21 protein-coding genes are annotated in these 24,206 nt (G+C 39.7%); 12 read left to right on the forward strand and 9 right to left on the reverse strand.

Annotated elements, in window-relative coordinates; translation table 11 throughout:
- Positions 1-41: 41 nt before the first annotated feature.
- The 3 genes from H5118_RS18600 to aspS form a co-directional block, all read right to left on the reverse strand.
- Positions 42-638 carry a pentapeptide repeat-containing protein gene (locus H5118_RS18600; RefSeq protein ID WP_165724191.1) on the reverse strand — a complete coding sequence of 199 codons (597 nt, stop codon included), beginning with the start codon at positions 636-638 and terminating at the stop codon, positions 42-44.
- Between the two features lie 14 nt (positions 639-652).
- Complete coding sequence (locus H5118_RS18605) at positions 653-883, reverse strand: hypothetical protein (protein ID WP_002959972.1); 231 nt, start codon at positions 881-883, stop codon at positions 653-655.
- A 119-nt stretch (positions 884-1,002) separates the two neighbouring features.
- Complete coding sequence (aspS, locus tag H5118_RS18610) at positions 1,003-2,781, reverse strand: aspartate--tRNA ligase (protein ID WP_165724192.1); 1,779 nt, start codon at positions 2,779-2,781, stop codon at positions 1,003-1,005.
- Between the two features lie 247 nt (positions 2,782-3,028).
- Here aspS and H5118_RS18615 point away from each other — a divergent pair, with 247 nt between their 5' ends.
- From H5118_RS18615 to H5118_RS18640, 6 genes are all read left to right on the forward strand, one after another.
- Positions 3,029-3,877: a DUF72 domain-containing protein gene (locus tag H5118_RS18615; protein WP_182749666.1), complete on the forward strand. Its 849-nt coding sequence runs from the start codon at positions 3,029-3,031 to the stop codon at positions 3,875-3,877.
- A gap of 24 nt (positions 3,878-3,901) precedes the next feature.
- Complete coding sequence (locus H5118_RS18620) at positions 3,902-4,402, forward strand: M48 family metallopeptidase (protein ID WP_024599830.1); 501 nt, start codon at positions 3,902-3,904, stop codon at positions 4,400-4,402.
- 210 nt (positions 4,403-4,612) lie between these two features.
- Complete coding sequence (locus H5118_RS18625) at positions 4,613-6,796, forward strand: YHYH protein (RefSeq protein WP_182749667.1); 2,184 nt, start codon at positions 4,613-4,615, stop codon at positions 6,794-6,796.
- 12 nt (positions 6,797-6,808) lie between these two features.
- Positions 6,809-7,339, forward strand: coding sequence for a hypothetical protein (locus tag H5118_RS18630; RefSeq protein WP_182749668.1), 531 nt, complete (start codon positions 6,809-6,811; stop codon positions 7,337-7,339).
- A 222-nt stretch (positions 7,340-7,561) separates the two neighbouring features.
- Complete coding sequence (locus H5118_RS18635) at positions 7,562-8,920, forward strand: ATP-binding protein (RefSeq protein ID WP_259398004.1); 1,359 nt, start codon at positions 7,562-7,564, stop codon at positions 8,918-8,920.
- 4 nt (positions 8,921-8,924) lie between these two features.
- Complete coding sequence (locus H5118_RS18640) at positions 8,925-9,602, forward strand: response regulator (RefSeq protein WP_182749671.1); 678 nt, start codon at positions 8,925-8,927, stop codon at positions 9,600-9,602.
- Between the two features lie 152 nt (positions 9,603-9,754).
- Here the strand turns inward: H5118_RS18640 and H5118_RS18645 are convergent, their stop codons facing one another.
- Positions 9,755-10,441, reverse strand: coding sequence for a DUF3334 family protein (locus H5118_RS18645; RefSeq protein WP_002959987.1), 687 nt, complete (start codon positions 10,439-10,441; stop codon positions 9,755-9,757).
- Between the two features lie 116 nt (positions 10,442-10,557).
- On the opposite strand from H5118_RS18645, the gene cmoA reads away from it, so the two are divergent.
- The 5 genes from cmoA (at position 10,558) to H5118_RS18670 (ending at position 14,905) form a co-directional block, all read left to right on the forward strand.
- Positions 10,558-11,283, forward strand: a complete 726-nt coding sequence (cmoA, locus tag H5118_RS18650; RefSeq protein WP_007378000.1) for a carboxy-S-adenosyl-L-methionine synthase CmoA — start codon at positions 10,558-10,560, stop codon at positions 11,281-11,283.
- Between the two features lie 12 nt (positions 11,284-11,295).
- Positions 11,296-12,264 carry a tRNA 5-methoxyuridine(34)/uridine 5-oxyacetic acid(34) synthase CmoB gene (cmoB, locus tag H5118_RS18655; protein WP_182749673.1) on the forward strand — a complete coding sequence of 323 codons (969 nt, stop codon included), beginning with the start codon at positions 11,296-11,298 and terminating at the stop codon, positions 12,262-12,264.
- Between the two features lie 190 nt (positions 12,265-12,454).
- Positions 12,455-13,507: a phosphoribosylformylglycinamidine cyclo-ligase gene (gene purM, locus H5118_RS18660; RefSeq protein WP_002959993.1), complete on the forward strand. Its 1,053-nt coding sequence runs from the start codon at positions 12,455-12,457 to the stop codon at positions 13,505-13,507.
- Positions 13,507-14,154 (forward strand): phosphoribosylglycinamide formyltransferase, encoded by a 648-nt coding sequence (purN, locus tag H5118_RS18665; protein ID WP_182749674.1) that lies wholly within the window; start codon positions 13,507-13,509, stop codon positions 14,152-14,154. Before purM ends, purN begins: the two co-directional genes overlap by 1 nt.
- A 16-nt stretch (positions 14,155-14,170) precedes the next feature.
- Positions 14,171-14,905 carry a DUF3108 domain-containing protein gene (locus H5118_RS18670; RefSeq protein WP_002959996.1) on the forward strand — a complete coding sequence of 245 codons (735 nt, stop codon included), beginning with the start codon at positions 14,171-14,173 and terminating at the stop codon, positions 14,903-14,905.
- Positions 14,906-14,948: 43 nt separating this feature from the next.
- Here the strand turns inward: H5118_RS18670 and H5118_RS18675 are convergent, their stop codons facing one another.
- Positions 14,949-15,713, reverse strand: a complete 765-nt coding sequence (locus tag H5118_RS18675) for a class II glutamine amidotransferase (RefSeq protein ID WP_182749676.1) — start codon at positions 15,711-15,713, stop codon at positions 14,949-14,951.
- A gap of 323 nt (positions 15,714-16,036) precedes the next feature.
- Here H5118_RS18675 and fadE point away from each other — a divergent pair, with 323 nt between their 5' ends.
- Complete coding sequence (gene fadE, locus H5118_RS18680) at positions 16,037-18,493, forward strand: acyl-CoA dehydrogenase FadE (protein WP_182749678.1); 2,457 nt, start codon at positions 16,037-16,039, stop codon at positions 18,491-18,493.
- A gap of 125 nt (positions 18,494-18,618) precedes the next feature.
- On the opposite strand, the gene H5118_RS18685 is transcribed toward fadE, so the two are convergent.
- From H5118_RS18685 to H5118_RS18700, 4 genes are all read right to left on the reverse strand, one after another.
- Complete coding sequence (locus H5118_RS18685) at positions 18,619-19,740, reverse strand: PepSY domain-containing protein (protein WP_182738381.1); 1,122 nt, start codon at positions 19,738-19,740, stop codon at positions 18,619-18,621.
- Positions 19,741-19,758: 18 nt separating this feature from the next.
- Positions 19,759-21,795, reverse strand: a complete 2,037-nt coding sequence (locus H5118_RS18690; protein WP_182716731.1) for a TonB-dependent receptor — start codon at positions 21,793-21,795, stop codon at positions 19,759-19,761.
- A gap of 209 nt (positions 21,796-22,004) precedes the next feature.
- Positions 22,005-23,363 carry a histidine kinase sensor domain-containing protein gene (locus H5118_RS18695; RefSeq protein WP_182738383.1) on the reverse strand — a complete coding sequence of 453 codons (1,359 nt, stop codon included), beginning with the start codon at positions 23,361-23,363 and terminating at the stop codon, positions 22,005-22,007.
- Positions 23,360-24,073, reverse strand: a complete 714-nt coding sequence (locus tag H5118_RS18700; protein ID WP_182749680.1) for a response regulator transcription factor — start codon at positions 24,071-24,073, stop codon at positions 23,360-23,362. Before H5118_RS18700 ends, H5118_RS18695 begins: the two co-directional genes overlap by 4 nt.
- Positions 24,074-24,206 lie beyond the last annotated feature (133 nt).

Consider the following 24,206-nt stretch of genomic DNA (forward strand, 5'->3'; position numbering starts at 1 on the left):
CCAAGCTGCCGCTTCTAGATATGTAATCATATTAAACTAAATTAATCACATAGTTCTATATTAAGGCTGGTAAGCAAGTTTAGTGCTTCGAAGCGATCAAACTTAGCATTCGCTAAAATATTATTATTCAAATCTATATTAAACGCTGTCGCACCTACAAAATCACATTTTGTTAAGTTAGTTTGAAAAAACTCACTATCGCGAAAATCTGTTCCTGTAAATTCACTACCGCTTAAATCAGCATGTCTAAAATCAACATTTTTGGCAAAGCAGTGTGTTAGTTTGAGGGCTTTGAGGGTTAATTCAAAAAAAGAACTATTACTGAGCTCGCAATAATTAAAACTCACCGGTGCGTTAATACTAAGCGCTGGCCAATCTACGTCAGTCCATTGCAGACTATTTAATTTACAGTGGCTAAAACTTACATCTTCAAGCGAGCTGTAGTTCCATTTAAGTGACGATAAATTACAGTTTTTAAAGTTGCACTGTATAAATCGGCAATTTTTAAACTGCCCGCCTGAAAAGTCGCAATCGGTAAATGTGCACTCTTCAAACTCAGAATTTTCAGTTAGTTGCTCTTCGCGCTGCAAAGCATTAAATTGCTCGTCGAAGTAGTGATTATTATTTGAAATTGACACTATTAACCTAGTTTTTAATGGGCATAGACGCTATTTTTAGGTAAATCTTTTTTAAGCGCAAGCACTGCAATAAAAATCAAAGCAAATAGTGGAAATAGCGCTAAACAGCCACCCACAAAAGCTAAAACCCCCGGCATAGTACTTTTACGCTTACCTATTTTGTAGCTAATTACAGCAAAAATAGGAATACTCAGCACAATAAAAAAAACTAAGAACTCACCAAATAAGGTTGCATTGATCGACATAATAATTCCTTTTTCGTCTATTCGATTAAAATACATGTTGCTGTAAATTTAACCACAAAAAAACCCTTAAGCATATAACTTAAGGGTTTTTAAATTTAGCTCAATAAGCTAAACAAAAATTACTCTTCGCTAGGTATCGATTTTTCAACAACACTAATTGCAAGCTCAGCTAACGAATCCATATTAGGCTTACTAGGCGCGTTAGTTAATAAACACGACGCTTGTGTTGTTTTAGGGAAAGCAATAACGTCACGAATGTTATCGGTACCACATAAAAGCATTGCTAAACGGTCAAGACCAAATGCTAAACCAGCATGTGGTGGTGTACCGTATTTAAGTGCATCAAGTAAAAAGCCAAACTTGTCTTGTTGCTCTTGCTCGTTAATACCTAAAATTCTAAATGCAGTTTCTTGCATATCTGCATTATGAATACGTACCGAACCGCCACCCACTTCGTAGCCGTTTAATACCATGTCGTAGGCATCTGAAATAGCCGCAGCTGGATTTGCTTCAAGCTCACTTGCAGTAATATCTTTTGGTGCAGTGAATGGATGATGCACAGCATGTAATGTGCCTTCGTCATCTTCTTCAAACATTGGGAAGTCTACAACCCAAAGTGGTGCCCAACTATTAAGGTTAGTGATTTCTAAGTCAACACCAATCTTAACGCGCAGTGCGCCCATTGCTTCATTTACCGTATTGCGCTTATCGGCACCGAATAAAATAATATCGCCAGACTGTGCATTAGTACGCTCAAGTAATTTTGTGATTACGTCTTCGCTTAAAAACTTAGCCACTGGTGATTGAACACCCTCAGCGCCTGCAGTGTGGTCATTTACTTTCATCCACGCCATGCCTTTAGCGCCGTAAATACCAATAAACTTAGTGTAATCGTCAAGCTGTTTACGAGAAAGCTTAGCGCCACCCGGTACAGTTAATACAGCAACACGACCTTTTTCGTCGTTAGCTGGACCTGAGAAAACATTAAACTCTACATCTTTAACTAAATCTGCAACATCAACTAACTTCATTGGGTTACGTAAATCAGGCTTATCAGAACCGTAAAGGCTCATTGCCTCGCTGTAAGGCATGATTGGAAAATCGCCTAAATCAACGTTTAACAATGTTTGCCACATCTCGCGGATCATTTTTTCAGTCATACCACGTACTTGATCAGAGCTCATGAACGAGGTTTCTATATCTATTTGGGTAAATTCTGGTTGACGATCGGCACGTAAATCTTCATCACGGAAACATTTAACAATTTGGTAGTAACGGTCGAAACCCGACATCATCAACAATTGCTTAAATAACTGTGGAGACTGTGGTAAAGCGTAAAAACTACCTTTATGAACGCGGCTTGGCACTAAGTAATCGCGTGCGCCTTCTGGCGTTGCTTTAGTAAGTACAGGTGTTTCGATGTCTAAAAAGCCGTTTTCATCTAAAAAGCGACGAACAAAGCTGCTTGCTTTAGCACGTAATTTAATACGGTCACTCATTTCTAGACGACGTAGGTCTAAGTAACGGTATTTTAAACGACGCTCTTCTGAGTTTACTTGGTTAAAATCAAGTGGAAGCGGTTCAGAGCGGTTAATAATTGTAAGCTCAGTACCTAAAACTTCAATTTCACCTGTTGCCATATCTTTATTTACTTGGCTATCAGGGCGTGCACGTACAGTACCTTTTAGCTGAACACAAAATTCTTGGCGAAGTGTGTTAGCTGAACTCATTAACTCTTCAATGTCAGAGTCGAATACAACTTGTACTAAACCTTCTCTATCGCGTAAATCGACAAAGATAAGTCCACCAAGGTCACGTCGTTTGTTGATCCAGCCACATAGTTCAACTTCTTGATCTACGTGAGTTTTATTTAGCTGTCCGCAATATATAGAGCGCATAGTTTTCCTGTCAGATAAAAGGCTTAAACGGTTATATTTATTTGTTTTAAGGCGTGTGATTTAAAAAACAGGTCACCACAATACAAATAAAGCCGCTAGCAATCTAAAAATAATCAAATTAAGCCCTGCATTATACTCAACTAACATTAAGATGCTAGGGCGTGTGCCGCTTTTGCCCCTGAATTTACAGCAGCTCGTTTTGTTATTTGCTACACTATCGCCACTTTATAATAAGGCGCTAGTTTGTATGTTATATATTGGATGCCCTCAGTGGTCGAGCAACGCATGGAAAGGCAATTTATTTTCAAGCCAATGTAAAAACGCCGATATGCTTAGCCAATACGCCCAACATTTTAACTCAGTTGAAGGCAATACCAGCTTTTACGCTGACCCATCGCCAAGCACCGTATTGCGCTGGGCAAACAGCGTACCCGACGATTTTAAATTTACGTTTAAGTTTAATCGTCGCTTTAGCCACGAGCTGCATCTTACTAATGTTCAAACCGAGCTTACTGATTGGCTTAACTTGTTCTCCCCTATTTTAGAAAAAACCGGGCAAATCATGCTGCAATTACCTAAAGCATTTGGCCCTGGTGACTTACCCAAACTCGCCCAATTTATTAGCCTATTACCAAAAGAGGTTAATTACGGCGTAGAGGTACGTCATACTGCATTTTTTCAAAAGGGTGAAGCCGAAATAGCGCTTAATCAGTTATTAATGGCAAACAACCTAAATCGCATATCGATGGATACCCGCGCCCTATTTGCGGTAAAACCAACAACCGAAGCGCTAATAGATGCACAGCAAAAAAAGCCCCACTTACCGGTACATGCAATAGCTACTGGCTCAGAGCCTATGGCGCGCTTTGTAATAGCCGATTTACAAAATGACTTTAAACCCTTTTATAAACCGTGGCTAAGTAAAGTAAAACAATGGCTTGATGAAGGAAAAACGCCCTATGTGTTTTTTCATACGGCAGATAACCGAGAAGCGCCATTATTAGCAAGGCAGTTTTGCAAAGACCTTGGTTATGATCACAAAGCATTAAACCCATTTACTGGCGAAAAAGAAGCCCACCAGCAAGCACTTTTTTAAAAGTAAAACGACAGAGAAATAATAATGAGTGAATACGCACGTTACTTTACCGGCTACCCAGCTAACATTGTTGAGCAAGTATTAAGCCTTATAAATAACAACAAGGTATGTGACTACTTACTTAAAAAGTACCCGCAAGCACATACCATTACTAGCGATAAACTACTTTATAGCTATGCAACCGAGCTTAAAAAACAGTATTTAAAAAATGCGCCACCATTTGGCCGTGCGGCATTTAAAAAGCAAGGCGACATGGTTACTAATGCACTTGGTACACATACGTATCGAATGCAAGGTAAAACCCGCAAACACGATTTAGCGATAAACAGCGACTTACTGCGTGCTCCCGAGCCATTATTAAAAGCGTTAGTGGTACATGAGCTTGCCCACTTTAAAGAAAAAGATCACAACAAAGGCTTTTATCAACTTTGCTGCCATATGGAGCCGAGTTATCACCAGCTAGAGTTAGATTTAAGAATTTTTTGTGTGGTCGTCGCAATGGGAGAAAATCCTTATTTAAAATAAGGATTTTAGCGTTATTTAACTGAGTGTAAATAACGCCATACTTAAGTTAATGTTTTCTTCCATACCCAGTCTTTTATCCCCGTAAGCAGCTCACAACTTAACGCCAGCCCTTAATAAAAAAAGTTTAAAACTACATAATTGCCCTACATTTGAGAACTACACTCTTAATAGCTAATTCTTACCATGTACTCTTTATCTTTGGAGTTTTAAATGATGAAAAATACCCATGCCTTTTTACTCAGTGCACTGTGCTGCTTAACCTTAAGTGCCTGCAACGAGCAAAACAGCCAATCACTTGAACAATCAAACCTCAATGATTTTACTCTAACCAGCTCAAAAGTAAGTGATGGCGGTAATTTGCCTATTACTTATACGTGCGATGGGCAAAGCATTAGCCCCCCACTTAACTGGAGTGGTGCACCTAAGGCAACCAAATATTATGCATTAATTATGGATCATAAAGCGCCAGAGGGAATGCATTGGTATTGGACCATGTACAACATTTCCGCCGATAAAACACAAATTAAAGCGGGCGAAACCCTCGGTGAAGTAGGCTCTAATAGCGTAAACGATTTAAACCAATACGCGCCGCCTTGCTCTAAAGGCCCAGGTGAAAAAAGCTATACTTATACTGTATACGCGTTATCTGCACCGGTTACCTTTAATAGCGATACAAAAGTAGATCGCTCAGCATTACTCGCTGCTGTAAAAGATATTACGCTCGATACTGCAAGTATGACGGTTAAATACTCGCGAAGCGCCAGTAGTGCCGAACACAAACCTAATACAAGACCAAAACCAAATGAGCAACCAAAGCCTGATAAATCATATTTAACCGCTAACGTAAAATCACCTCGTTGCGATGCTATTACACAATCAGTAAGTAATGCAGGGTTTGATCAAAGCGTATCTGTTACGTGCGATGAACAATATGCTTATATTGCCTCATCTACTTATCCTGATCATGAAGTAATGACTGGTATTACAGGTACTAACGAGCAAATACCTGTTCCAGCTAAAGACTACGTAGCACCTATAAAGCTAAATCCTAAAAAAGCAAAAACAATAACAACAATTGATGCAGCCGTAGGTGTTGCCGTTAACGGCGTACCAATATACGACTATTCTTCGCAAGGTGAGTTGGACGTAAATAGCTACGATGAAAAACACGACACTTTAGCACTCGGACAGTTAGATATTTGTGGCGGACACGCAGGACGAGGTGATGACTACCATTATCATGTATCGCCAACGTGTATGATTGACACAATGAAAAACCAAACAAGCGATGCCATTATTGGTTGGGCTTACGATGGTTACCCGCTGTATGGCAGTAAAAACCCAGACGGCAGTGCAATTGCCAAAGGTGACCTTGATGTATGTAACGGACAAACCGACGACACATTTGGCTATCGCTACCAAACATCAGCTACGCCGCCGTATATTATTCAGTGCTTAGTTGGTGAAGTAGATACCGCAAAATTACCAAGAGTGTCACCACTTAGTGGCGATACTCAAGGTATAAGAGCCGACTTGCGCCCGCCACAAGGAGGCGTTGAAAACCTAACGCACACAATCTCTGAAAACGGCAGCCGTACAATGAGCTACTCATACAAAGGCGAGAACTACTTTACTACCTACAGCCCTGCATCACAGGGAAAAGACTGCTATAGCTTTAAACAAAAAACCATCAGTAATGGTGGCAAAGTTCAAACAGGTACATTTTGTAGAGGTCCGCAACCAAATCACCTTACTCCAACAGTCAGTAAGCAAAATACAAATCCTGCCATTACGGGCAAGCATAACTTAAAGCTAGAAGCTTGGGCTGATAACTGGTTTACAGCCTACATAGGCGAGCAGTTACTTGTTGAAGATTCTGTGCCTATAACCACAGAGCGTTCATTTAATGCCGAAAGTATTACGTTTTCTGCAAACTACCCTATTGAGCTTAATTTAATAATTAAAGACTTTAAGCAAAACGACACTGGGCTTGAATACATCGGCGCTAAAAAACAGCAAATGGGTGATGGCGGTTTTATTATGCAACTTACCGACACCGATACAAATAAAGTAGTTGCCGTAAGCGATAAAAGCTTTAAATGCGAAATACTGCACAAAGCGCCGCTCAACAAATTATGCGAAAGCGAATCAAACCCTGTCGCGGGCGAAGGCGTTTGTACGTTTATGTCAAAAGAAGCACCAACTAACTGGCTGCAAAGTAACTTTGATAACGCAAACTGGGCTAATGCAGTAGAGCACAACTTTGCCGATGTAGGACCAAAAGACGGTTACGACGATATTAACTGGGATGAAAACGCAAAATTCATATGGGGCGAAGACTTAGAAACCGACAACACCCTTATTTGTAAAGCAATTATTGAGCAACCTCAATAAAAGGTAGTAATTATGTATTTTTTAAAAAAATTAAAATGGCTAATGCTCGCGTGTATTTTAACAAGTATGAGCGCTCAAGTGAGCGCCCATGTATTAAAAAACACAACAGCCCAAGTAATTTTAAGAGACGGGCAAGTTGAGGTTAAAGTATTAACTAATGCTGAGCACTTAATTTCAGCGCTGCAAAGCGAGCAAGCATGGCTTATGGGCGATATTGATAAGCTTATGCCTACAAACTTAAGTGCAGAGCAACAAGAAGAGTTTGCAAAAAATGCACTTAAACAAAAAACGAGCTTACGTGTAAATCAGCAAGTTATCGTGTTTGAACGCGTCACTTTTACCACCAGCAACAACAACAACAACAACAACAACGACAACGAAGCGCACGACCTAGAAATTGTTTTTCAAGCGAAGCACACATTTACAACAGTAGATGAGCTTGCCATATCGTTCCCTAAAAGTTTAGGTGCAGTACACGCAAGCTTTGTTAAACCACAATATAAGTTACTGGGTGCTGGCGATACCGCAAAAATAAAGTTCTAGCCCAAGAATCAACATACCTAAAAAGCTTACTTAAAAAGGATTTTAGTAAGCAACTCCCTAAATACGCTAATTGTAGGCACATAATCAATATGCAATACTGCTTGGTACGTTAACGTCATGATTTTTACTATTTGCCAATCAGTGAAATTAATACATAAATTCTTTTTAGCTTTTTTTATCACTAATATCGCCCTTGTTGGACTTATGTTTGTGTTTATATACATGACCTTTTCGTCAGGTTTTAACGACTTTGTTGAACAAGAAGAAACAGAGCATGTCGCAATGGTTAAGCATCAACTTATTGAGCTTTATAGCGAATTAGGCAGTTGGCAACCCATTACGCAAAACACGCAATTATGGCGCTCTATTGTAGAGCCGCAAAAAAAGCCAGGCGAGCCTAAAACGAATAAACACACAAGCACCCCACCCAAACCAAATAGCAGTAAAGCAACGCCCTCTTTATTGTGGGTACACTTACCTGCGGGTTCCCTTAAAACAGGGCAGCGTATAAGTTTATATGATCAAAATAAAAAAGTTGTTGTTGGTAGAGCTAATTTAAACGACAACCCACATATAGAACCTATTTTATTAAACAATAACGTTATAGGCTGGATAGGTTTAGTCCCTTCAAAACTTGTACAAAGTAGCCCAGCTAAAGCGTTTTTAGCAGCGCAATTTCATAACTATTTTATGATCACGTTACTCGTTATTTCGCTCGCATTTATTATGGCTATTGTGTTATCTCGCCATTTAATAAAACCAATAAAGCAAATAGTGACTGGCACAGATGAGTTAACAAAAGGAAATTTTGCCAGCAGAATAATTCCCTCTAGTAAAGATGAGCTAGGTACCCTATCCAACAACTTTAATGCCTTAGCCCACACGCTTGAGCAAAACCAACAAATGCGATTTCAATGGGTGTCAGACACATCCCACGAATTAAGAACCCCACTTACCGTACTACGCTCGCATTTGTTAGCTGTACAAGATGGCGTATTTACAGCCGACACAAAGCGCATTAATTTACTCATAAACCAAGTAGATAACTTAAGTCACATTGTTGACGACCTAGCCCAACTAGCACAAACAGATAGTGTTAATTTAACCTATAACAATGCGCGCACTGATTTAATAAGCATTTTTGAGCAATCAATTGAAAACTACACCGCTCGCTTTAAAGAGCGTCAATTAAATGTAGACAGCAAAAGCTTAGCCAAAGCCGGTAAATGTATAATAAATGGTGATAAAGAACGCCTTATACAATTATTTTCAAACCTGTTAGAAAATACCTGCAGATACACGCATAAAGGTGGGCAAGTAATAATACTTGCCCACAAAAGACCCAATAACATTGAGCTTATTTTACAAGATTCAGCCCCAAGTGTTTTACCAAACGACTTACAAAAATTGTTTGAGCGTTTTTATCGCGTTGAAAAATCTCGAAGCCGAGAGCACGGCGGCTCGGGCTTAGGACTTGCACTTTGCAAACAAATAGTAGAGGCACATGGCGGTCAAATATCGTTGCACAACTCACCACTCGGTGGGCTAGAGGTAAAAATAACGCTGACACTTTTAGGTTAAAATAATGGCATCACAAAAAATACTTATCGTTGAAGACGAAGAAAACATTGCCGAGGTACTTATTGCCTACGCTAAGCAACAAAATTACGAAACTGAGCACTTTGATAGCGGCAAAGGTGTAGTTAGTTTTGTAAAACAAAACGCAGTAGATTTAATACTTCTTGATTTAATGCTGCCAGATGTTGATGGCATAGAGCTATGTAAGCAAATAAGAGCCTTTTCAAGTCTGCCTATTATTATGCTTACCGCAAAAAGTGAGGAAATAGACCGCTTGCAGGGTTTAGAGATCGGCGCCGATGACTACATATGCAAACCCTTCAGCCCCAAAGAAGTTGTAGCACGCATAAAAGCCGTACTAAGAAGGACCAGCCAGCCTAAAACCAACATCATCAATCATAATAATTTTCAATTACACAAAGACGATTACGAAGCACGCCTAAACGACAAAAGTATTGGCTTTACCGCCGTCGAGTTTAAAATATTTTTATTATTTATAAGCCACGTAGGGCGTGTTTTTACCCGCGAAGATATTATTAATAACGTATACAGCGACACAACCGACATATCCGATCGCAACATAGATACACATATTAAAAATATACGAAAAAAGATTAACGACATTCAAGCAGGGCTAAACCCAATAGCAGCGGTTTATAGTGTGGGCTATAAATTTAAAGAGTAGGTTTACTTATTCAAATAAAGCTAACATGACGCAAAAGCGCGATATAAATCGCGCTTTTATTTTAATCACTAACCTGAACACTCATAACTAAAGATTAATAGCTGAGCAGTCGTTGGGTTTCGTTTCTCTCAACCCAACCTACGTAAATAGACTTAAAGCCCTAGGCCTGCCATAAAATCATCATCGCCATCATCTTGTTCTACTGCTTTAGATGATTTTTCTTTGTCCGCTTTTTTTCGTGCTTCGTTTTCAATTATGTCGTCTGGGTCGAGTGCTTCTGCAATATCAAAGTCGTGTAATTTAATGAACTCTGTTTTATCCATCGCTAATTCCAAGTAAAAGATATTTTGCTTACTTGTGGTGAATGTTACGCGGCGGGCTTGCGGGCGATCCATCGTGGTATCTACCGATATTTGCACTTGCTTGTTTATTGCCATCATTTTTGGCTGGTTTTGCGTAATAGACGTATGTAATTGCTCACGCACTTTAGACGTAAAGTCGCCAACAATTTGATTCATCAACTCGCCTAGTACGTTTGATACGTCATCTGATAAATGGCTATGCGCTATTTCATCTTCTGGCATTCCCATATTGCGCATGTAATCGCCATAAATTTCCATCGCCGCTTGCGAAGTAAAGTTGGTAATTACGAGCCCTGTAAAACCGCCGTCAAATAAAACAAAGCAACCAATATCTGGTCGCATACATGTACGTGTTATTTTTTGCACCATGGCTGAGTAGCTAATACCATTACCGCTGGCTGATGTGAGTACACCTGTCACTGAATGACAAAGGGTTGCTAATATATCGTCTGTGCTGATGACCTTACTTTTGCTCATTTAATCTTCTCTTTTGTACTTATTATTCATAATTCTAGTCAAGCTACTGAATTTATCACTGACTATCCAGTATAAAATGTTAAAATAGCGCCATTATTTACAAAGAGACTGCCTTCGTGACCATAAAAGACAGTATTTATGCCTCTGAGCAACAAGTAAAAGATTTTAGCTTTGACCAAAATGTAGTCGAAGTTTTTCCAGATATGATCCAGCGCTCTGTGCCTGGCTACGCAACGATTGTCAGTACAATGGGTAAACTTGCGGGTGAATACGCACAAAGTAACTCAAATCTTTATGATTTAGGCTGCTCTTTGGGCGCAGTCACGCTTAGCATGCGCCGTAACATTCGCACCGATAACTGCCATATAATAGCGGTAGATAATTCTCAAGCTATGGTTGAACGTTGTAAGGTGCACTTACAAGGTTTTAAATCGGATGTGCCGGTTACTGTTACTTTGGGCGATATTAACGAGCTTGAGATTCAAAACGCATCGGTTGTGGCAATGAACTTTACACTGCAATTTATTCCACATGCGCAGCGCCAAGCCGTGCTTGAAAAAATATACGCTAATCTTAAACCTGGTGGCGTGCTACTACTTAGCGAAAAAATTAAAGCCGAAAACGAGCAATGCGATAACCTATTAATTGATTTGCACCACGACTTTAAACGTCACAATGGCTACTCAGAGCTTGAAATAAGCCAAAAACGTACCGCCATCGAAAACGTTATGCGCCCAGATACACTAAGCGCTCACTTTACTCGCTTACAAGATATTGGTTTTAGCCAAACTCAAGTGTGGTATCAATGTTTTAATTTTTGCTCAATGGTAGCAATTAAATAAAGAGAGTCATCCATGTCTCAATGGTTTAACCAATTTTACGCATCTATCGCACAAAGCCCACTTAGTCACTGGCTAGAAACCCTCCCTGCTCAATTAAAACATTGGCAAAACGAGGCTAGCCATGGTGATTTGCCTAAATGGCAAAAAGTACTTAAAAACTTGCCTGAGGTGGCAACTTCCCATGTTGATATTTCTACAAAGGTAGAAATTGGCGCCGCTGGCGAGATGAGTGATGGCGAGCAAAAGCAAGCCATGCATTTATTAAAACGCATGATGCCATGGCGCAAAGGCCCATTTAGTGTGCACGGTATTGAAATAGATACAGAGTGGCGCAGTGATTGGAAGTGGGACCGCCTGCTTCCTCATATTGAGCCATTAAAAGGCCGCACTGTTTTAGATATTGGTTGTGGCTCAGGGTATCATTTATGGCGTATGCGCGGTGAAGGCGCAGAGTTTGTCGTGGGTATTGATCCATCTGATTTATTTTTATGTCAGTTTCAGGCAATTAAACACTACAACCCAGATGAAAACTTACATTTACTGCCACTAGGCGTAGAAGCATTACCCGAGCTTAAAGCGTTTGATACGGTTTTTTCGATGGGTGTACTTTATCATCGTCGCTCACCTATCGACTTTTTAGCGCAGTTAAAAGCGCAGCTTCGCCCAGGCGGCGAACTCGTACTTGAAACCCTAGTAATTGAAGGCGACGAAAACACGGTATTAGTCCCAACCGACCGCTACGCTAAAATGCGCAACGTTTGGTTTATTCCAAGTACTGCAGCATTAAAGCTGTGGATGGAACGCGTTGGCTTTAAAGATGTGCAAATAAAAGATTGCGCTATTACCACGCTTGAAGAGCAACGTAAAACCGACTGGATGGAAAACGAATCGTTAATCGACTTTTTAGATCCAAACGATACAAGTAAAACAATTGAAGGCTACCCCGCTCCACTTCGAGCCATATTAACCGCAAAAGCATAGCTGTTAATTTAACGCCTTTAATACTAAAAAAACGCCTACGGGCGTTTTTTTGTTTATTTAAACAACAAACAGCGGACAAGTGTCCTTGTTAATTATTTCAAAATTACATTTACGCTAGCCGCGACCTTGCAATTGTTGTAAAATACGCGCGTTTCTAAGCAACCCAAAACAACTATTTTGAGGAAAACCTGTGAGCGAACAAAAACAGTCTCTAAGCTATAAAGACGCGGGCGTAGATATCGACGCTGGTAATGCACTTGTTGAGCGTATTAAAGGCGTAGTTAAAAAAACTCGTCGTCCTGAAGTAATGGGCGGAATTGGTGGTTTTGGCGCACTTTGCGAAATTCCTGAAGGCTACAAGCAACCAGTATTAGTTGCAGGCACAGATGGTGTTGGTACTAAACTACGTTTAGCAATCGACTTAAAAAAACACGATACGGTTGGTATTGATTTAGTTGCAATGTGTGTAAACGACTTAATTGTTCAAGGTGCTGAACCCCTGTTTTTTCTAGATTACTATGCAACTGGTAAACTAGATGTAGACACAGCAGCTGACGTAGTGACAGGTATTGGCAAAGGTTGTGAAATTTCAGGTTGTGCCCTAATTGGTGGCGAAACAGCTGAAATGCCAGGTATGTATGATGGTGAAGACTACGACATGGCAGGCTTTTGTACAGGCGTTGTAGAAAAATCAAAAATTATTGATGGCACAAAAGTAGCAGCAGGCGATCAGCTTATTGCACTTGCTTCAAGCGGTCCTCATTCAAATGGCTTCTCTTTAATTCGTAAAGTACTTGAAGTGTCAAAAGCTGATACCAGCGCTGACTTTGAAGGTAAAACATTAGGCGAAACTCTACTTGAGCCTACGCGTATTTACGTAAAACCTTTACTTGAGTTATTCAAAAACGTTGACGTACATGCGCTTTCGCATATTACTGGCGGCGGTTTTTGGGAAAACATACCACGTGTATTACCTGCTTCAGCAAAAGCTGTAGTTAAAGGTGATAGCTGGCAGTGGCCACCAATTTTTAATTGGTTACAAGAAAACGGCAACATTACTACACACGAAATGTACCGTACATTTAACTGTGGCGTAGGCATGGTTTTAGTAGTCCCTGCTGACAAACTTGAGCAAAGCTTAACAATGCTAAAAGACTTGGGCGAAAATGCATGGCACCTTGGTGAAATTCAAGATGCAGCAGCTGGCGAAGAGCAAGTTGAAATTGTAGGTGGTGCTAAGTAATGGCACCGACTCGTCTGGTAGTTTTAATCTCAGGTAGTGGCTCTAATTTACAAGCCATCATAGATGCCTGCGAACGTGGCGAGATAAACGGGCATATAGCGGCTGTTATTAGTAATAAAGCAGACGCTTATGGCCTAGAGCGTGCAAAACAAGCAGGTATTGCTACAAAAGTGCTCAGTCATAAAGATTTTGACTCGCGCGAAGCGTACGATGCGCAATTAATGAACGTTATCGACTCTTTTATGCCAAATCTAGTTGTATTAGCTGGGTTTATGCGTATTCTTACTCCTGGCTTAGTGCAAAAATATGTTGGAAAAATGTTGAACATTCATCCATCTTTGTTGCCTAAGTATCAGGGGCTGAATACCCACCAAAGAGCAATTGATGCAAAAGACGATGTTCATGGCGTAAGTGTTCACTTTGTTACTGAAGAATTAGACGGCGGTCCCGTTATTCTTCAGGCGCAAATACCTGTACTCAAGGATGATACAGCAGAAACATTAGCAAAACGCGTGCATGAGCAAGAGCATATAATTTATCCTTTGGTGGTCAAGTGGTTCAGTGAACACAGACTTATTATGGAAGCAGATTATGCAGTTCTTGACAAAAAACAACTTCCTGCACACGGCGCGCACTACCCACAATAAAAAAATAAGTGCCCTGTTGTTATGTGCGGGCGCTTTACTTCCAACTAGCCTAATTGCAGGCGAATTGACCCAGTATCAAGCTAATTACGATATTTTACGCAAAGGTAAAAATCATGGTGAGGCTGTTCGTGAGCTCAAAAAAACGGGCGACGATACTTATGAACTTACATACCACAGCAATATTGAGTGGATGATTTTCTCTGACTCTCGTGAAGAAACATCAAAGTTTACCTTTAAAGATGGCAAGGTTACCCCGCATCATTACAACATGATTCGTACAGGGACAGGCCCAGATAAAGATTACAAAATTGATTTTGATACAACAAACAAAGTAGTGACTAGCAGCGCTAGTGAATACCCACTTAAATGCGAATGGACTGATGAATTTCAGGATGCTATTTCGTACCAAGTGCAAGTGCGCGAAGGATTGAAAAAAGGCGAAACAAGCTTTTCATTCCCCCTTATAGATAAAAAAGGTAACCGCCGCGACTACAACTTTGAAGTTGTTGAAAAAGAGATGATCTCCTTACCTATCGGTAATGTAGAAGCCATTAAAGTGAAGCGTTTATACGATAACGATAAACGCCAAGCAATTGCATGGTTCGCGCCAGAAATGGATTACATGCTGGTACGTATGTGGAAAGGCGAAAAAGGTATGGAGCAGTTTGAAGTTCAAATGAATTCATTTACTGTTACTGCGCCTACAGCTGTTGCGCCTGCTACAGCACAACAACCTCAAGAAGCTAACTAAATTTAATTAAACCAAAGTTAAGTTAGTATTTAAAATAGGTGGGCTAAATTAGCTCACCCATTTTAAACAATGCAAATTCCCCAGGCTCCATTTTTTGCCAGCGCTCATCGTTAGTTAATGGCCTTGTTGTTATTACCGTCACTACATCGTTTGGTGTGGTCTCTTGTTGAAAATCAACCACCATGTCGGCATCAATCAACGTTGCTTTACCAAATGGCGCACGGCGCGTTATGTAATGTAAGTTATTAGTGCAATACGCTAAAACAAACACCCCATCGGTCAATAACATATTAAACACCCCTTTTTCACGCAACGTATGCGAAAGCTTAGCCGCGTATCTAAAAACCGACGCCATATTACTTGGACGCTTTGGGTATTTTTCGCGAATTTTATCAAGCAACCAACAAAAAGCGAGTTCGCTATCGGTGTTACCCACTGGGCGATAGTACTGCGGTTTTAAATCATGATAATTAGATAGCTGCCCGTTATGAGCGTAAGTAATTTCACGCCCCCATAACTCTCGCGTAAAAGGATGAGTATTTTCAAGGCATACTCGCCCGCGATTACCTTGGCGAATATGGCTAATAACCGAGACACTTTTAATGGGGTATGCTTTAACGAGCTTTGCAATTTCAGATTGATAACTCGGCTCAGGATCTTTAAAGGTTCTACAGCCTTTACCTTCGTAAAATGTAATACCCCAACCATCTTTATGAGGACCTGTATTACCACCACGCTCTAAAAGGCCTGAAAAACTAAAACAAATATCGGTAGGCACATTGGCTGACATGCCAAGTAATTCACACATTAATAAAATAACCCTTAAAAACCATACATTAAAATAAATAGCGAATATTTGTGTATTAAGCGTACACTAAATTGCAGCCCGCTATAACGGCTATACTTACTTAAAAAGTGTCATTTTGCTATTAGATTTATTTATTTTTACGTTAACACTACTTACGGCTAATGCTTTGACTATACGATAGTTATTGAGTGTTCCTCTGTCGGGTAATTAAATATCGTATTTAAGTTACTTTCTACTACAATTTAACATCGTTATGTACTTGAAAATTACTGTTACTAGCGCTACTCTAAGTGAGGTGGTCTGACCTCTATTAAGGAATAAAAATGACACTCATATTTACACTGGTTCTAATCGCGTTGCTTTGCACTGCGGTTTACCACAGAGCAAGTTGGAACACAGCACTTGGTGTTTCGGCTATTACTTTATTAATTGGTACCTTTGCGGGTGCTTTTGGTTTAATTAGCTGGTTGATCTTTTTGATCATCGCGGTTCCTCTTTCTGTTACTGGCCTTCGTCAGCAATATATCATCAAGCCTATTTTTGCTACGTTTAAAAAAGTAACGCCAAGCATGTCTGATACTGAAAAATCAGCTATTGATGCCGGTACGACGTGGTGGGAAGCTGACTTATTTTGCGGTAACCCAGATTGGAAAAAACTTCACCAATACCCAGTTCCTAAACTTACTATTGAAGAGCAAGCCTTTGTTGATGGCCCTGTTGAAGTAGTTTGTAGCATGTTGGACGATTGGGAAGCAACGCACGAACTAACCGACCTTCCTCAAGATGTGTGGCAGTATCTAAAAGATAATAAATTTTTTGCCATGATCATCAAAAAAGAATACGGCGGTTTAGAATTTTCTGCATTTGCACAGTCTTGTGTACTTCAAAAACTAACAAGTAAATCAACATTACTTTCGTCAATTGTTGGTGTACCGAACTCTTTAGGCCCAGGTGAATTATTACAACACTATGGTACAAAAGAGCAAAAAGATCATTACTTACCGCGCCTAGCGAGCGGTCAAGAAATTCCATGTTTTGCATTAACTTCGCCAGAAGCGGGTTCTGATGCAAGCTCAATTCCAGACTACGGTGTGGTATGTAAAGGGCAATGGAATGGTGAGGAAGTTGTGGGTGTTAGTTTAACGTGGAATAAGCGTTACATTACACTTGCCCCAGTGGCTACCGTACTTGGTCTTGCGTTTAAGTTACAAGATCCAGATGGGCTAATTGGCGACAATAAAGAGCCAGGCATTACCTGTGCACTTATTCCAACGGACACTCCTGGAGTTGAAATTGGTCGTCGACATTTCCCGCTTAACGTACCATTTCAAAATGGTCCTACTCGCGGTAAAGACATTTTTGTACCACTTGATTACATTATTGGTGGTCCAGATATGGCTGGTCAAGGCTGGCGCATGTTGGTTGAATGTTTATCGGTTGGTCGTGCAATTACGTTACCGTCAAACTCTGCCGGTGGCATTAAAATGATTGCTATTGCGACAGGTGCTTATAGCCGAATTCGTCGTCAGTTCCGTTTACCTATTGGTAAAATGGAAGGTGTTGAAGAGTCACTAGCAAAACTTGCTGGTTACGCTTACAGCTCTGATGCTGCGGTTAGTATGTCTACGGGTGCGGTTGATTTAGGCGAAAAGCCATCGGTTGTTTCTGCCATTATTAAATACCACCTGACAGAGCAAATGCGTGATGCAACTATTCATGCAATGGATGTACTTGGCGGTAAGGGCATCATGCTTGGGCCAAATAACTATTTAGGTCGTGGCTATCAAGGTGCACCTATTGCCATTACCGTTGAAGGTGCAAACATCTTGACCCGTAATATGATTATTTATGGTCAAGGTGCGATTCGCTGTCATCCATTTGTACTTACCGAGCTTGGTGCGTGCGAAATTGAAGACCGCGAAGAGGCGCTTAACGTATTTGATAAAGCGCTAATGGGTCACATTGGTTTTACTATGTCGAACCTTGTACGTACTAAGTGGCTTGCTCTTACCGGCGCTCGTTTTACAAGTGTGCCGTACAACGACGAAACTGCTGAATTTTACCGTATAGCGTCACGCTTTAGTGCATCACTTGCACTTATGTCTGACATTAGCATGGCAGTATTTGGTGGCTCACTAAAACGTAAAGAACGTATTTCAGCACGTTTAGGTGATTTACTTAGTTACCTATACTTAGTATCTGCAACGCTTAAGCGTTACAACGATGAAGGCCGTAAAAAAGAAGATTTTGCTCTAGTAAAATGGAGTTGCCAAGATCACCTTTACCATTGCCAACGTGCACTTGCTGATTTAATTAATAACATGCCTTCGGCTCCACTACGCGCCGTGTTAAAAGTATTGTTATTCCCGTTTGGTCGCCCTGTTCGTAAACCAACTGACCAACTTGAGCATAAACTAGCACAACTACTACAAGTACCTAGCGAAACGCGTAACCGTTTAGCAAGCTACGTATACCTAACAAATGAGCCACTTAACCTTGTAGGTCGTCAAGAGCAAACGCTTAAAGACGTCCTTGATGTTGAGCCATTATTTGAAAGAGTATGTAAAGAAAAAGGCCTTAAACTGCCATTCTTTCAGCTTGATAAAGTAGCGCAAATGGGGCTTGAAGCAGGTATTTTAAGCCAAGCAGAGGCTGATAAACTAGCTGCTGTTGAGCAATCTCGTTTAGATGTTATTAACGTTGATGACTTTGACCCGGCTGATTTACTTGCAGGCAAAGCCGCGCGTAATAGCGTTAAAAAAGAAGCTAATGCCGCTTAATTAACTAAGTAAGCATTTGAATACTAAAAGCCAGCGCCTAATGCGCTGGCTTTTTTGTGTAAAATAAATTTTTATATATCAAATCGCACATATCAAGCAATCAAATACTCGACGATAAGTGTAAATTAGCGCTTAGTTATCAATCGCTTCCATGCTAAAACTATGCCTGTATACACTAAAAAACATGCGAGCAATGATGCCAAACCAGCTAATGTTTGCCCTAAAAAACCAAAGTATTCACCGGTATGTAAAAATCGAGATGTTCCCCATGCTTGATCGCCTCGCGTCCAATCCGATTTTTTTAACGTTTTAATTGCATCACCAGTGCGAGTATCTAAAAATAATGAATACGCATATTCTTGGCGATTCCCGATACTGGTATCAATATAAAAACGTGCTTCGTGTTTTTTGTCACCTAATTCTAACCACATTGAATACCAATCAGCAGCACCATTATTAATTGCATGTACTTTAGCTTGTTGAAATAAAGTATCGTACAGTACTTCATCAGCCGATAAATCTAATACTGGTAGATGCTTTTCACGCTCCGGTACACTTTGTCCAAATGCGCCGTACAGTGCCTTATTTGCCCAATCAAAATGAAACAAAGTAGCCGTTAATGACAAAACGAGTAAAACCGGTAAACACCAAATTCCAAAAACTAAATGCCACTGCCTATTTCGATGATGTGATGATTTGTAACTCTTTGCTAGTAATAAATATCCTTTTAATGCAGAGCGGTTAAATCGCTTTGGTAACCACAGATAAGCACCCGATAGTAATAAAAAGATAAAAAATAGATTAGCGTAGCCATTTATATTTTTACCAATCACCTGCGAAGCGCCATGCAGTAATAAATAACGATGTATATCAGTTACAACGTGAAAAAAGTCAGCCGCTAACCCCTCTCCTTCACGAAGCACGTCTCCTGTATAAGGGTGTAATAAGTAGCTATGCTTTCCAGCCCAGGCAGGAATGGCAGCCCCTTCTCGATTAACCCAACGAATATAAATATGTGATTGACTCGGATGCGATTTTCGCAAAATATCCACAACATCATCAGTCGATAGTCGCTGTTGAACATAGGTGTTATTTACAGTAAATCGCATTTCATCTAGCTCAACAATCTGTCGTTCATAGGTTAATAGAAAACCCGTGAACGACATGCTAAAAATAAATAAACCGGCGATTAGACCTATAATTAAGTGGGCCCAAAAGACCCACTTTTTAAACAATTTTAAGAACATAAAATAAGTTACTTATTCTTAAAACTGATAAGAAATCGATAAGCGAATATCGCGCCCAGATTCGTATGGACCAACAACAGTGCCAAATACTTCACTGTAATCACCCACACTTGAATGATCGATATATAACTCATTAAATAAATTAGTAACAGCAACATTAAATAATAATGCATTCGTCACATTCCACTGCCCATATAAATCAACAGTGGTATAGCTTGGTTTATTTAGGGTATATAAAGAATCGGTCCAACCAAGGTCAACAGCTTGATGAAGAGTATTAATATCGAGTGAATCGACTTTAGTTACACTAAAACCAACCTTTGCATCAGTGTTAATGTCGTAATCAACGCCAGCAACCCATGTATTGCCTCTGCTATTCCCTAAACCGACAAACTCATAGCCATTAATATCAATTGCATCATAACTTACACTGTACAACCCATCACGTGGGTCAAGCTCTGTATCAGTAGCTGAAAATCCAATGAAGAAATCAAATGAATTTAAACGATATGCTAGGTCAAACTCAAATCCTTTAGTCTCTAACGTGCCTATATTGTTATAAACCGAGTTTCCTTCATACCCTTCAAATATCACATCATCTAAAGACGAATTATAAATACTTGCCTTAGCGGATAAATTTTCATTAGTGTACGTTATGGATGCTTCAATATTAGCTACGGTCTCAGGTACTAAACTTTCATCCGCTACTGGAATATCTGAACCGTCATATAAATATCCATCAATGGTAAAGCCATCACCTATTTGCTTACCACGCGCGGCTTCAGCATATCCAAGCCCTACTGTCCAAGCATCATTAATGTCGTATGCTAAACCGATATTAAAACTCAGTTCATTGTCATCTAAACTCGATGCGCTTTCTGTAATTGCAGTGCCGTAATATTCATCTAATAAGATGTCTTGTTTAAACTTATAACTATCAAAACGCACCCCATAACTCAGTAAAAGTTGTGGAGTAATATCACTATAACCTTGTGCATAAACACCCAGTACACTGCCTTGTTCTGAATTTTCTTTTGCACCTGCTGCAGACCCACTCGATACTTCATCATTTCTATAATCAACGCCATAAACAAATTTATGTTCATCAATAATACTTGTATTACGAATATCTAAGCCATATGTGTCAATGTCAGCAAGCCAAGCAAATCGGCCGCCATTAAAAGATGATTCGGTTTTGTATGCTGTCGCCTCTAAATACAATAAGTTATTGTGAGAAAATATATAATTAGCAACGTAAGTCTCTCGCTCTGCTTCACTTGGATACAAAGCATCACCTTCTTGTACCGCCCAGTTAGGGCGTGCTGAAAAATCCCCTTCTTCGTCGCGTTTTTCAATACTTATCGACAAATGATGATTATCTGCTAACTCACCACTGGCTTTAATAAACATCATATCTTGATCGGCGGCCGTACCATAAATAGTATCGCCATCACCATCTTCCATGTTCTCGCGATCCACAGTACTGAAATACCCTAGTACGCCCCATGTATCACTTAATTTACCGTATACACTGGTGCTTAAACGCGTACCGTCATTTGAAAAGTAACTTGCTTTAACACGTCCACCAAATTGTTCACCTTGATTAAGTAAGTCTTGCGCGTCTTTAGTTTTAAAGCGGATAGAGCCGCCAATCGCACCAGGACCACTTGTTGCTTCGCCGGCACCTGCTTGCACATCGATTTGTTGCAGTAGGTCTGGATCTATTGTTACACGACCAATATGATGAAATAACGTTGATGTTTGCTGTGCACCATCAACCGTTATATTTAATAAAGAATCTTCAACACCACGAATATAGATCTTTTGTGCAACGCCTACCGAGCCACCCACACTAACAGAAGGTGAATGTCGAAAAATGTCAGCCAGATCACTTGCTTGATATTGTTCTATTTCTTCAGCTGTAATACTCAAATTAGTTGCAGAACCAACTACAGATATTTTTTCAACAGACGCTGTATTTTTAGCAAGTTCTTGCGCGTATATAGGTGAACTAAATGATGCACAAATAGCACTCATTAGGGCTAATTTTTTCAAGGGGGACGCTCCTTCTCAATTGCAAATAAGAAGAATTATCATTTTCTTTTAATGAAAAGTATAGCAACTTTACATTTGTTACATTTAGGATATATACAAAGACGTGTTAGGTGCAATCTATTTTAGTTGCCTAAAAACATGTAAGTAACGGCGTGAGCAGGACGAGAAAGCGTTGCTCAGTTTTACAAGCAAACAATATGAAATGTAATTTATACACCTTTAGGAACCGTTACAGTCATTACTAAACCACCTGCAGTATCATTTTTAGCAAATACTGTTGCAGCAATCGCATGTAATTGTCTTTGTGCTAAAGCAAGCCCTAAACCAAAGCTATCACTGTTGCATGAGCGAGCTGAATCAATCCGAAAAAAAGGTCTAAAAATAGTATTTAAATGCTCTTTAGGTACTCCTGGACCTTGATCTGCAATAATAATTTTATATTCATGTTTATAATCAATGAGGCTAATCCGTACTTTTTTATTAATGGGTGTGTAACGTAGTGCATTTCTAAGTATATTCTCCAGTGCTTGACCTAATGCTCTGTGATTACTGTTTTCAATATAGGCTTGATTAGGTAAGTCAGCAAAAATCAGTTTATCTGGATACTCAAAACGCCCATCTTCAATGAGGATTTCGAGTAAATCGACTAAATCCAAAGATTCAATGCGCAACTGAGGTGACTCGTTATCTAACCAAGATAAAGTAAGCGTGTCATCTACTAACTTACGGATGTGCTGTGACTCTTTGTGAATACGCTCTAATTTGATTTGCGTGTCTTCTACACCCTTTTCTCTGTGAGTGAGTAAATTGTCAGTTGCTATATCTAAGCGTGTTAAAGGTGTTCTCAACTCGTGAGACAGATCAGTTAGTAATACACGTTGATGCATAATCTGATCACTGATCCGCTCTGCCATTAAATCAAATGTTTCAGCTAACTGGGATAGTTCATCATTGCGTGAGCCCAGCTGCTCTCGAACTCTGACACTAAAGTCTCCTTTGCTAAATGCCCTACTTGCTAAGTCGAGTTCTTTAATAGGATGCATAATATGGCGATATAACACAATAGATAAACACACCAATATCAGCATTGGCAATAAAACTTGTAACGACAAACGTGTTAAATTCCAAAGTGATCCTGGGCGCATTCTTTGCGGCAACTGCACAACAAGGCTAGTTGCACCATCTTTAAAGGGTAATTGCATAACGGGGGCATGCTCAAAATACAGATGGATTTTCCAATCAATACTTCGCCCCAAGTTATACCCTGTATACTCATGACGATGAGAGCGATTACCTGCTAACTCAACCACATTGGCTTTAGCAATTACAGCCCAAATATTTTCTTGTTGTTGTAAATCATCAACCCAACGCTCAAGTTCGCTCATATCACCTTGATCAAATACAACCTCAGCCTTTTTTTGCCAATTAATTAACTCTTCTCGGCTTGAGTCACTTAGCATGCTCATATCATTTTCAAAATGATTAACCGCGACATTAATTAAATAAAACATCGCAACAACACCAGTACCAATAATTAAGCACAGCTTCCAAAATAAACGTCGTGTCATTTAATACAGTACCCTTGCCCATGCACAGTGTGTAAACGGCTGCCATCCCAGCCGGCGTTATTTAATTTTTTTCGTATACGACTCATATGCATATCTAAACTACGATCGTACTGACTGAAACGCTTGTTAAGCGCCGCTTGATATAAAAAAGGTTTTAACAGTATTTGTTCTTGGTTTTTCATTAAAATTTGCAGCAAGGCAAACTCAATAGGCGTAAAAGCTAATAGCTCACAATGCAGAAAAACCTGCTGGCGTAGGCTATCTATTTCAAGTCCATCAATATTAGCAATGTAAGGGGTATTTATGTCTTGTTTAAAAACGCGCCTTAGTACTGAATCTACGCGTAGTAATAATTCTTGGCCATTAAACGGTTTTGCTAAATAATCATCTGCACCGGCTGATAAACCTAAAATACGCTCTTCTTCAGCATGTTTTGCCGATACAATTATTACAGGGGTGTTATTACAACTACGTAAAATATTAAGTACTGCTAAACCGTCTTTTCCCGGCAACATAACATCTAATAAAATAAGACTAAAACGTTGAGCAACCGCTAAATCAAGCGCTTGATCACCATCAAAACACTGTGTAACAGAGTACCCTTGGTTAGCTAGTAATTCAGTAATTTGATCATTAAGTAATGTATCGTCTTCAACAACTAAAATATCAAAATCAAATTTGTTGCGTTGATAGCCCTGTGGTGCAGACATAGAAAGCCATAATTTTTATAGTATTAAAACAAATTAAAGCAAATGATAATACAAATCAATATCAAAAACGGTGCGCAGGAAAAAAGTTAACTATTTGAGTGTTTTGAGTGTTTTGAGTGTTTTGAGTGTTTTG

This window comes from Pseudoalteromonas sp. SR41-1 (assembly GCF_014164015.1).
Lineage (GTDB): Bacteria > Pseudomonadota > Gammaproteobacteria > Enterobacterales > Alteromonadaceae > Pseudoalteromonas > Pseudoalteromonas distincta.

What these genes read in the sequence shown, in the direction of transcription:
- H5118_RS18605 (WP_002959972.1), bottom strand. Translation starts at nt 883, where the DNA reads ATGTCGATCAATGCAACCTTATTTGGTGAGTTCTTAGTTTTTTTTATT.
- aspS (WP_165724192.1), bottom strand. Translation starts at nt 2,781, where the DNA reads ATGCGCTCTATATATTGCGGACAGCTAAATAAAACTCACGTAGATCAA.
- H5118_RS18615 (WP_182749666.1), top strand. Translation starts at nt 3,029, where the DNA reads ATGTTATATATTGGATGCCCTCAGTGGTCGAGCAACGCATGGAAAGGC.
- H5118_RS18620 (WP_024599830.1), top strand. Translation starts at nt 3,902, where the DNA reads ATGAGTGAATACGCACGTTACTTTACCGGCTACCCAGCTAACATTGTT.
- H5118_RS18625 (WP_182749667.1), top strand. Translation starts at nt 4,613, where the DNA reads ATGATGAAAAATACCCATGCCTTTTTACTCAGTGCACTGTGCTGCTTA.
- H5118_RS18630 (WP_182749668.1), top strand. Translation starts at nt 6,809, where the DNA reads ATGTATTTTTTAAAAAAATTAAAATGGCTAATGCTCGCGTGTATTTTA.
- H5118_RS18635 (WP_259398004.1), top strand. Translation starts at nt 7,562, where the DNA reads ATGACCTTTTCGTCAGGTTTTAACGACTTTGTTGAACAAGAAGAAACA.
- H5118_RS18640 (WP_182749671.1), top strand. Translation starts at nt 8,925, where the DNA reads ATGGCATCACAAAAAATACTTATCGTTGAAGACGAAGAAAACATTGCC.
- H5118_RS18645 (WP_002959987.1), bottom strand. Translation starts at nt 10,441, where the DNA reads ATGAGCAAAAGTAAGGTCATCAGCACAGACGATATATTAGCAACCCTT.
- cmoB (WP_182749673.1), top strand. Translation starts at nt 11,296, where the DNA reads ATGTCTCAATGGTTTAACCAATTTTACGCATCTATCGCACAAAGCCCA.
- purN (WP_182749674.1), top strand. Translation starts at nt 13,507, where the DNA reads ATGGCACCGACTCGTCTGGTAGTTTTAATCTCAGGTAGTGGCTCTAAT.
- H5118_RS18675 (WP_182749676.1), bottom strand. Translation starts at nt 15,713, where the DNA reads ATGTGTGAATTACTTGGCATGTCAGCCAATGTGCCTACCGATATTTGT.
- fadE (WP_182749678.1), top strand. Translation starts at nt 16,037, where the DNA reads ATGACACTCATATTTACACTGGTTCTAATCGCGTTGCTTTGCACTGCG.
- H5118_RS18685 (WP_182738381.1), bottom strand. Translation starts at nt 19,740, where the DNA reads ATGTTCTTAAAATTGTTTAAAAAGTGGGTCTTTTGGGCCCACTTAATT.
- H5118_RS18695 (WP_182738383.1), bottom strand. Translation starts at nt 23,363, where the DNA reads ATGACACGACGTTTATTTTGGAAGCTGTGCTTAATTATTGGTACTGGT.
- H5118_RS18700 (WP_182749680.1), bottom strand. Translation starts at nt 24,073, where the DNA reads ATGTCTGCACCACAGGGCTATCAACGCAACAAATTTGATTTTGATATT.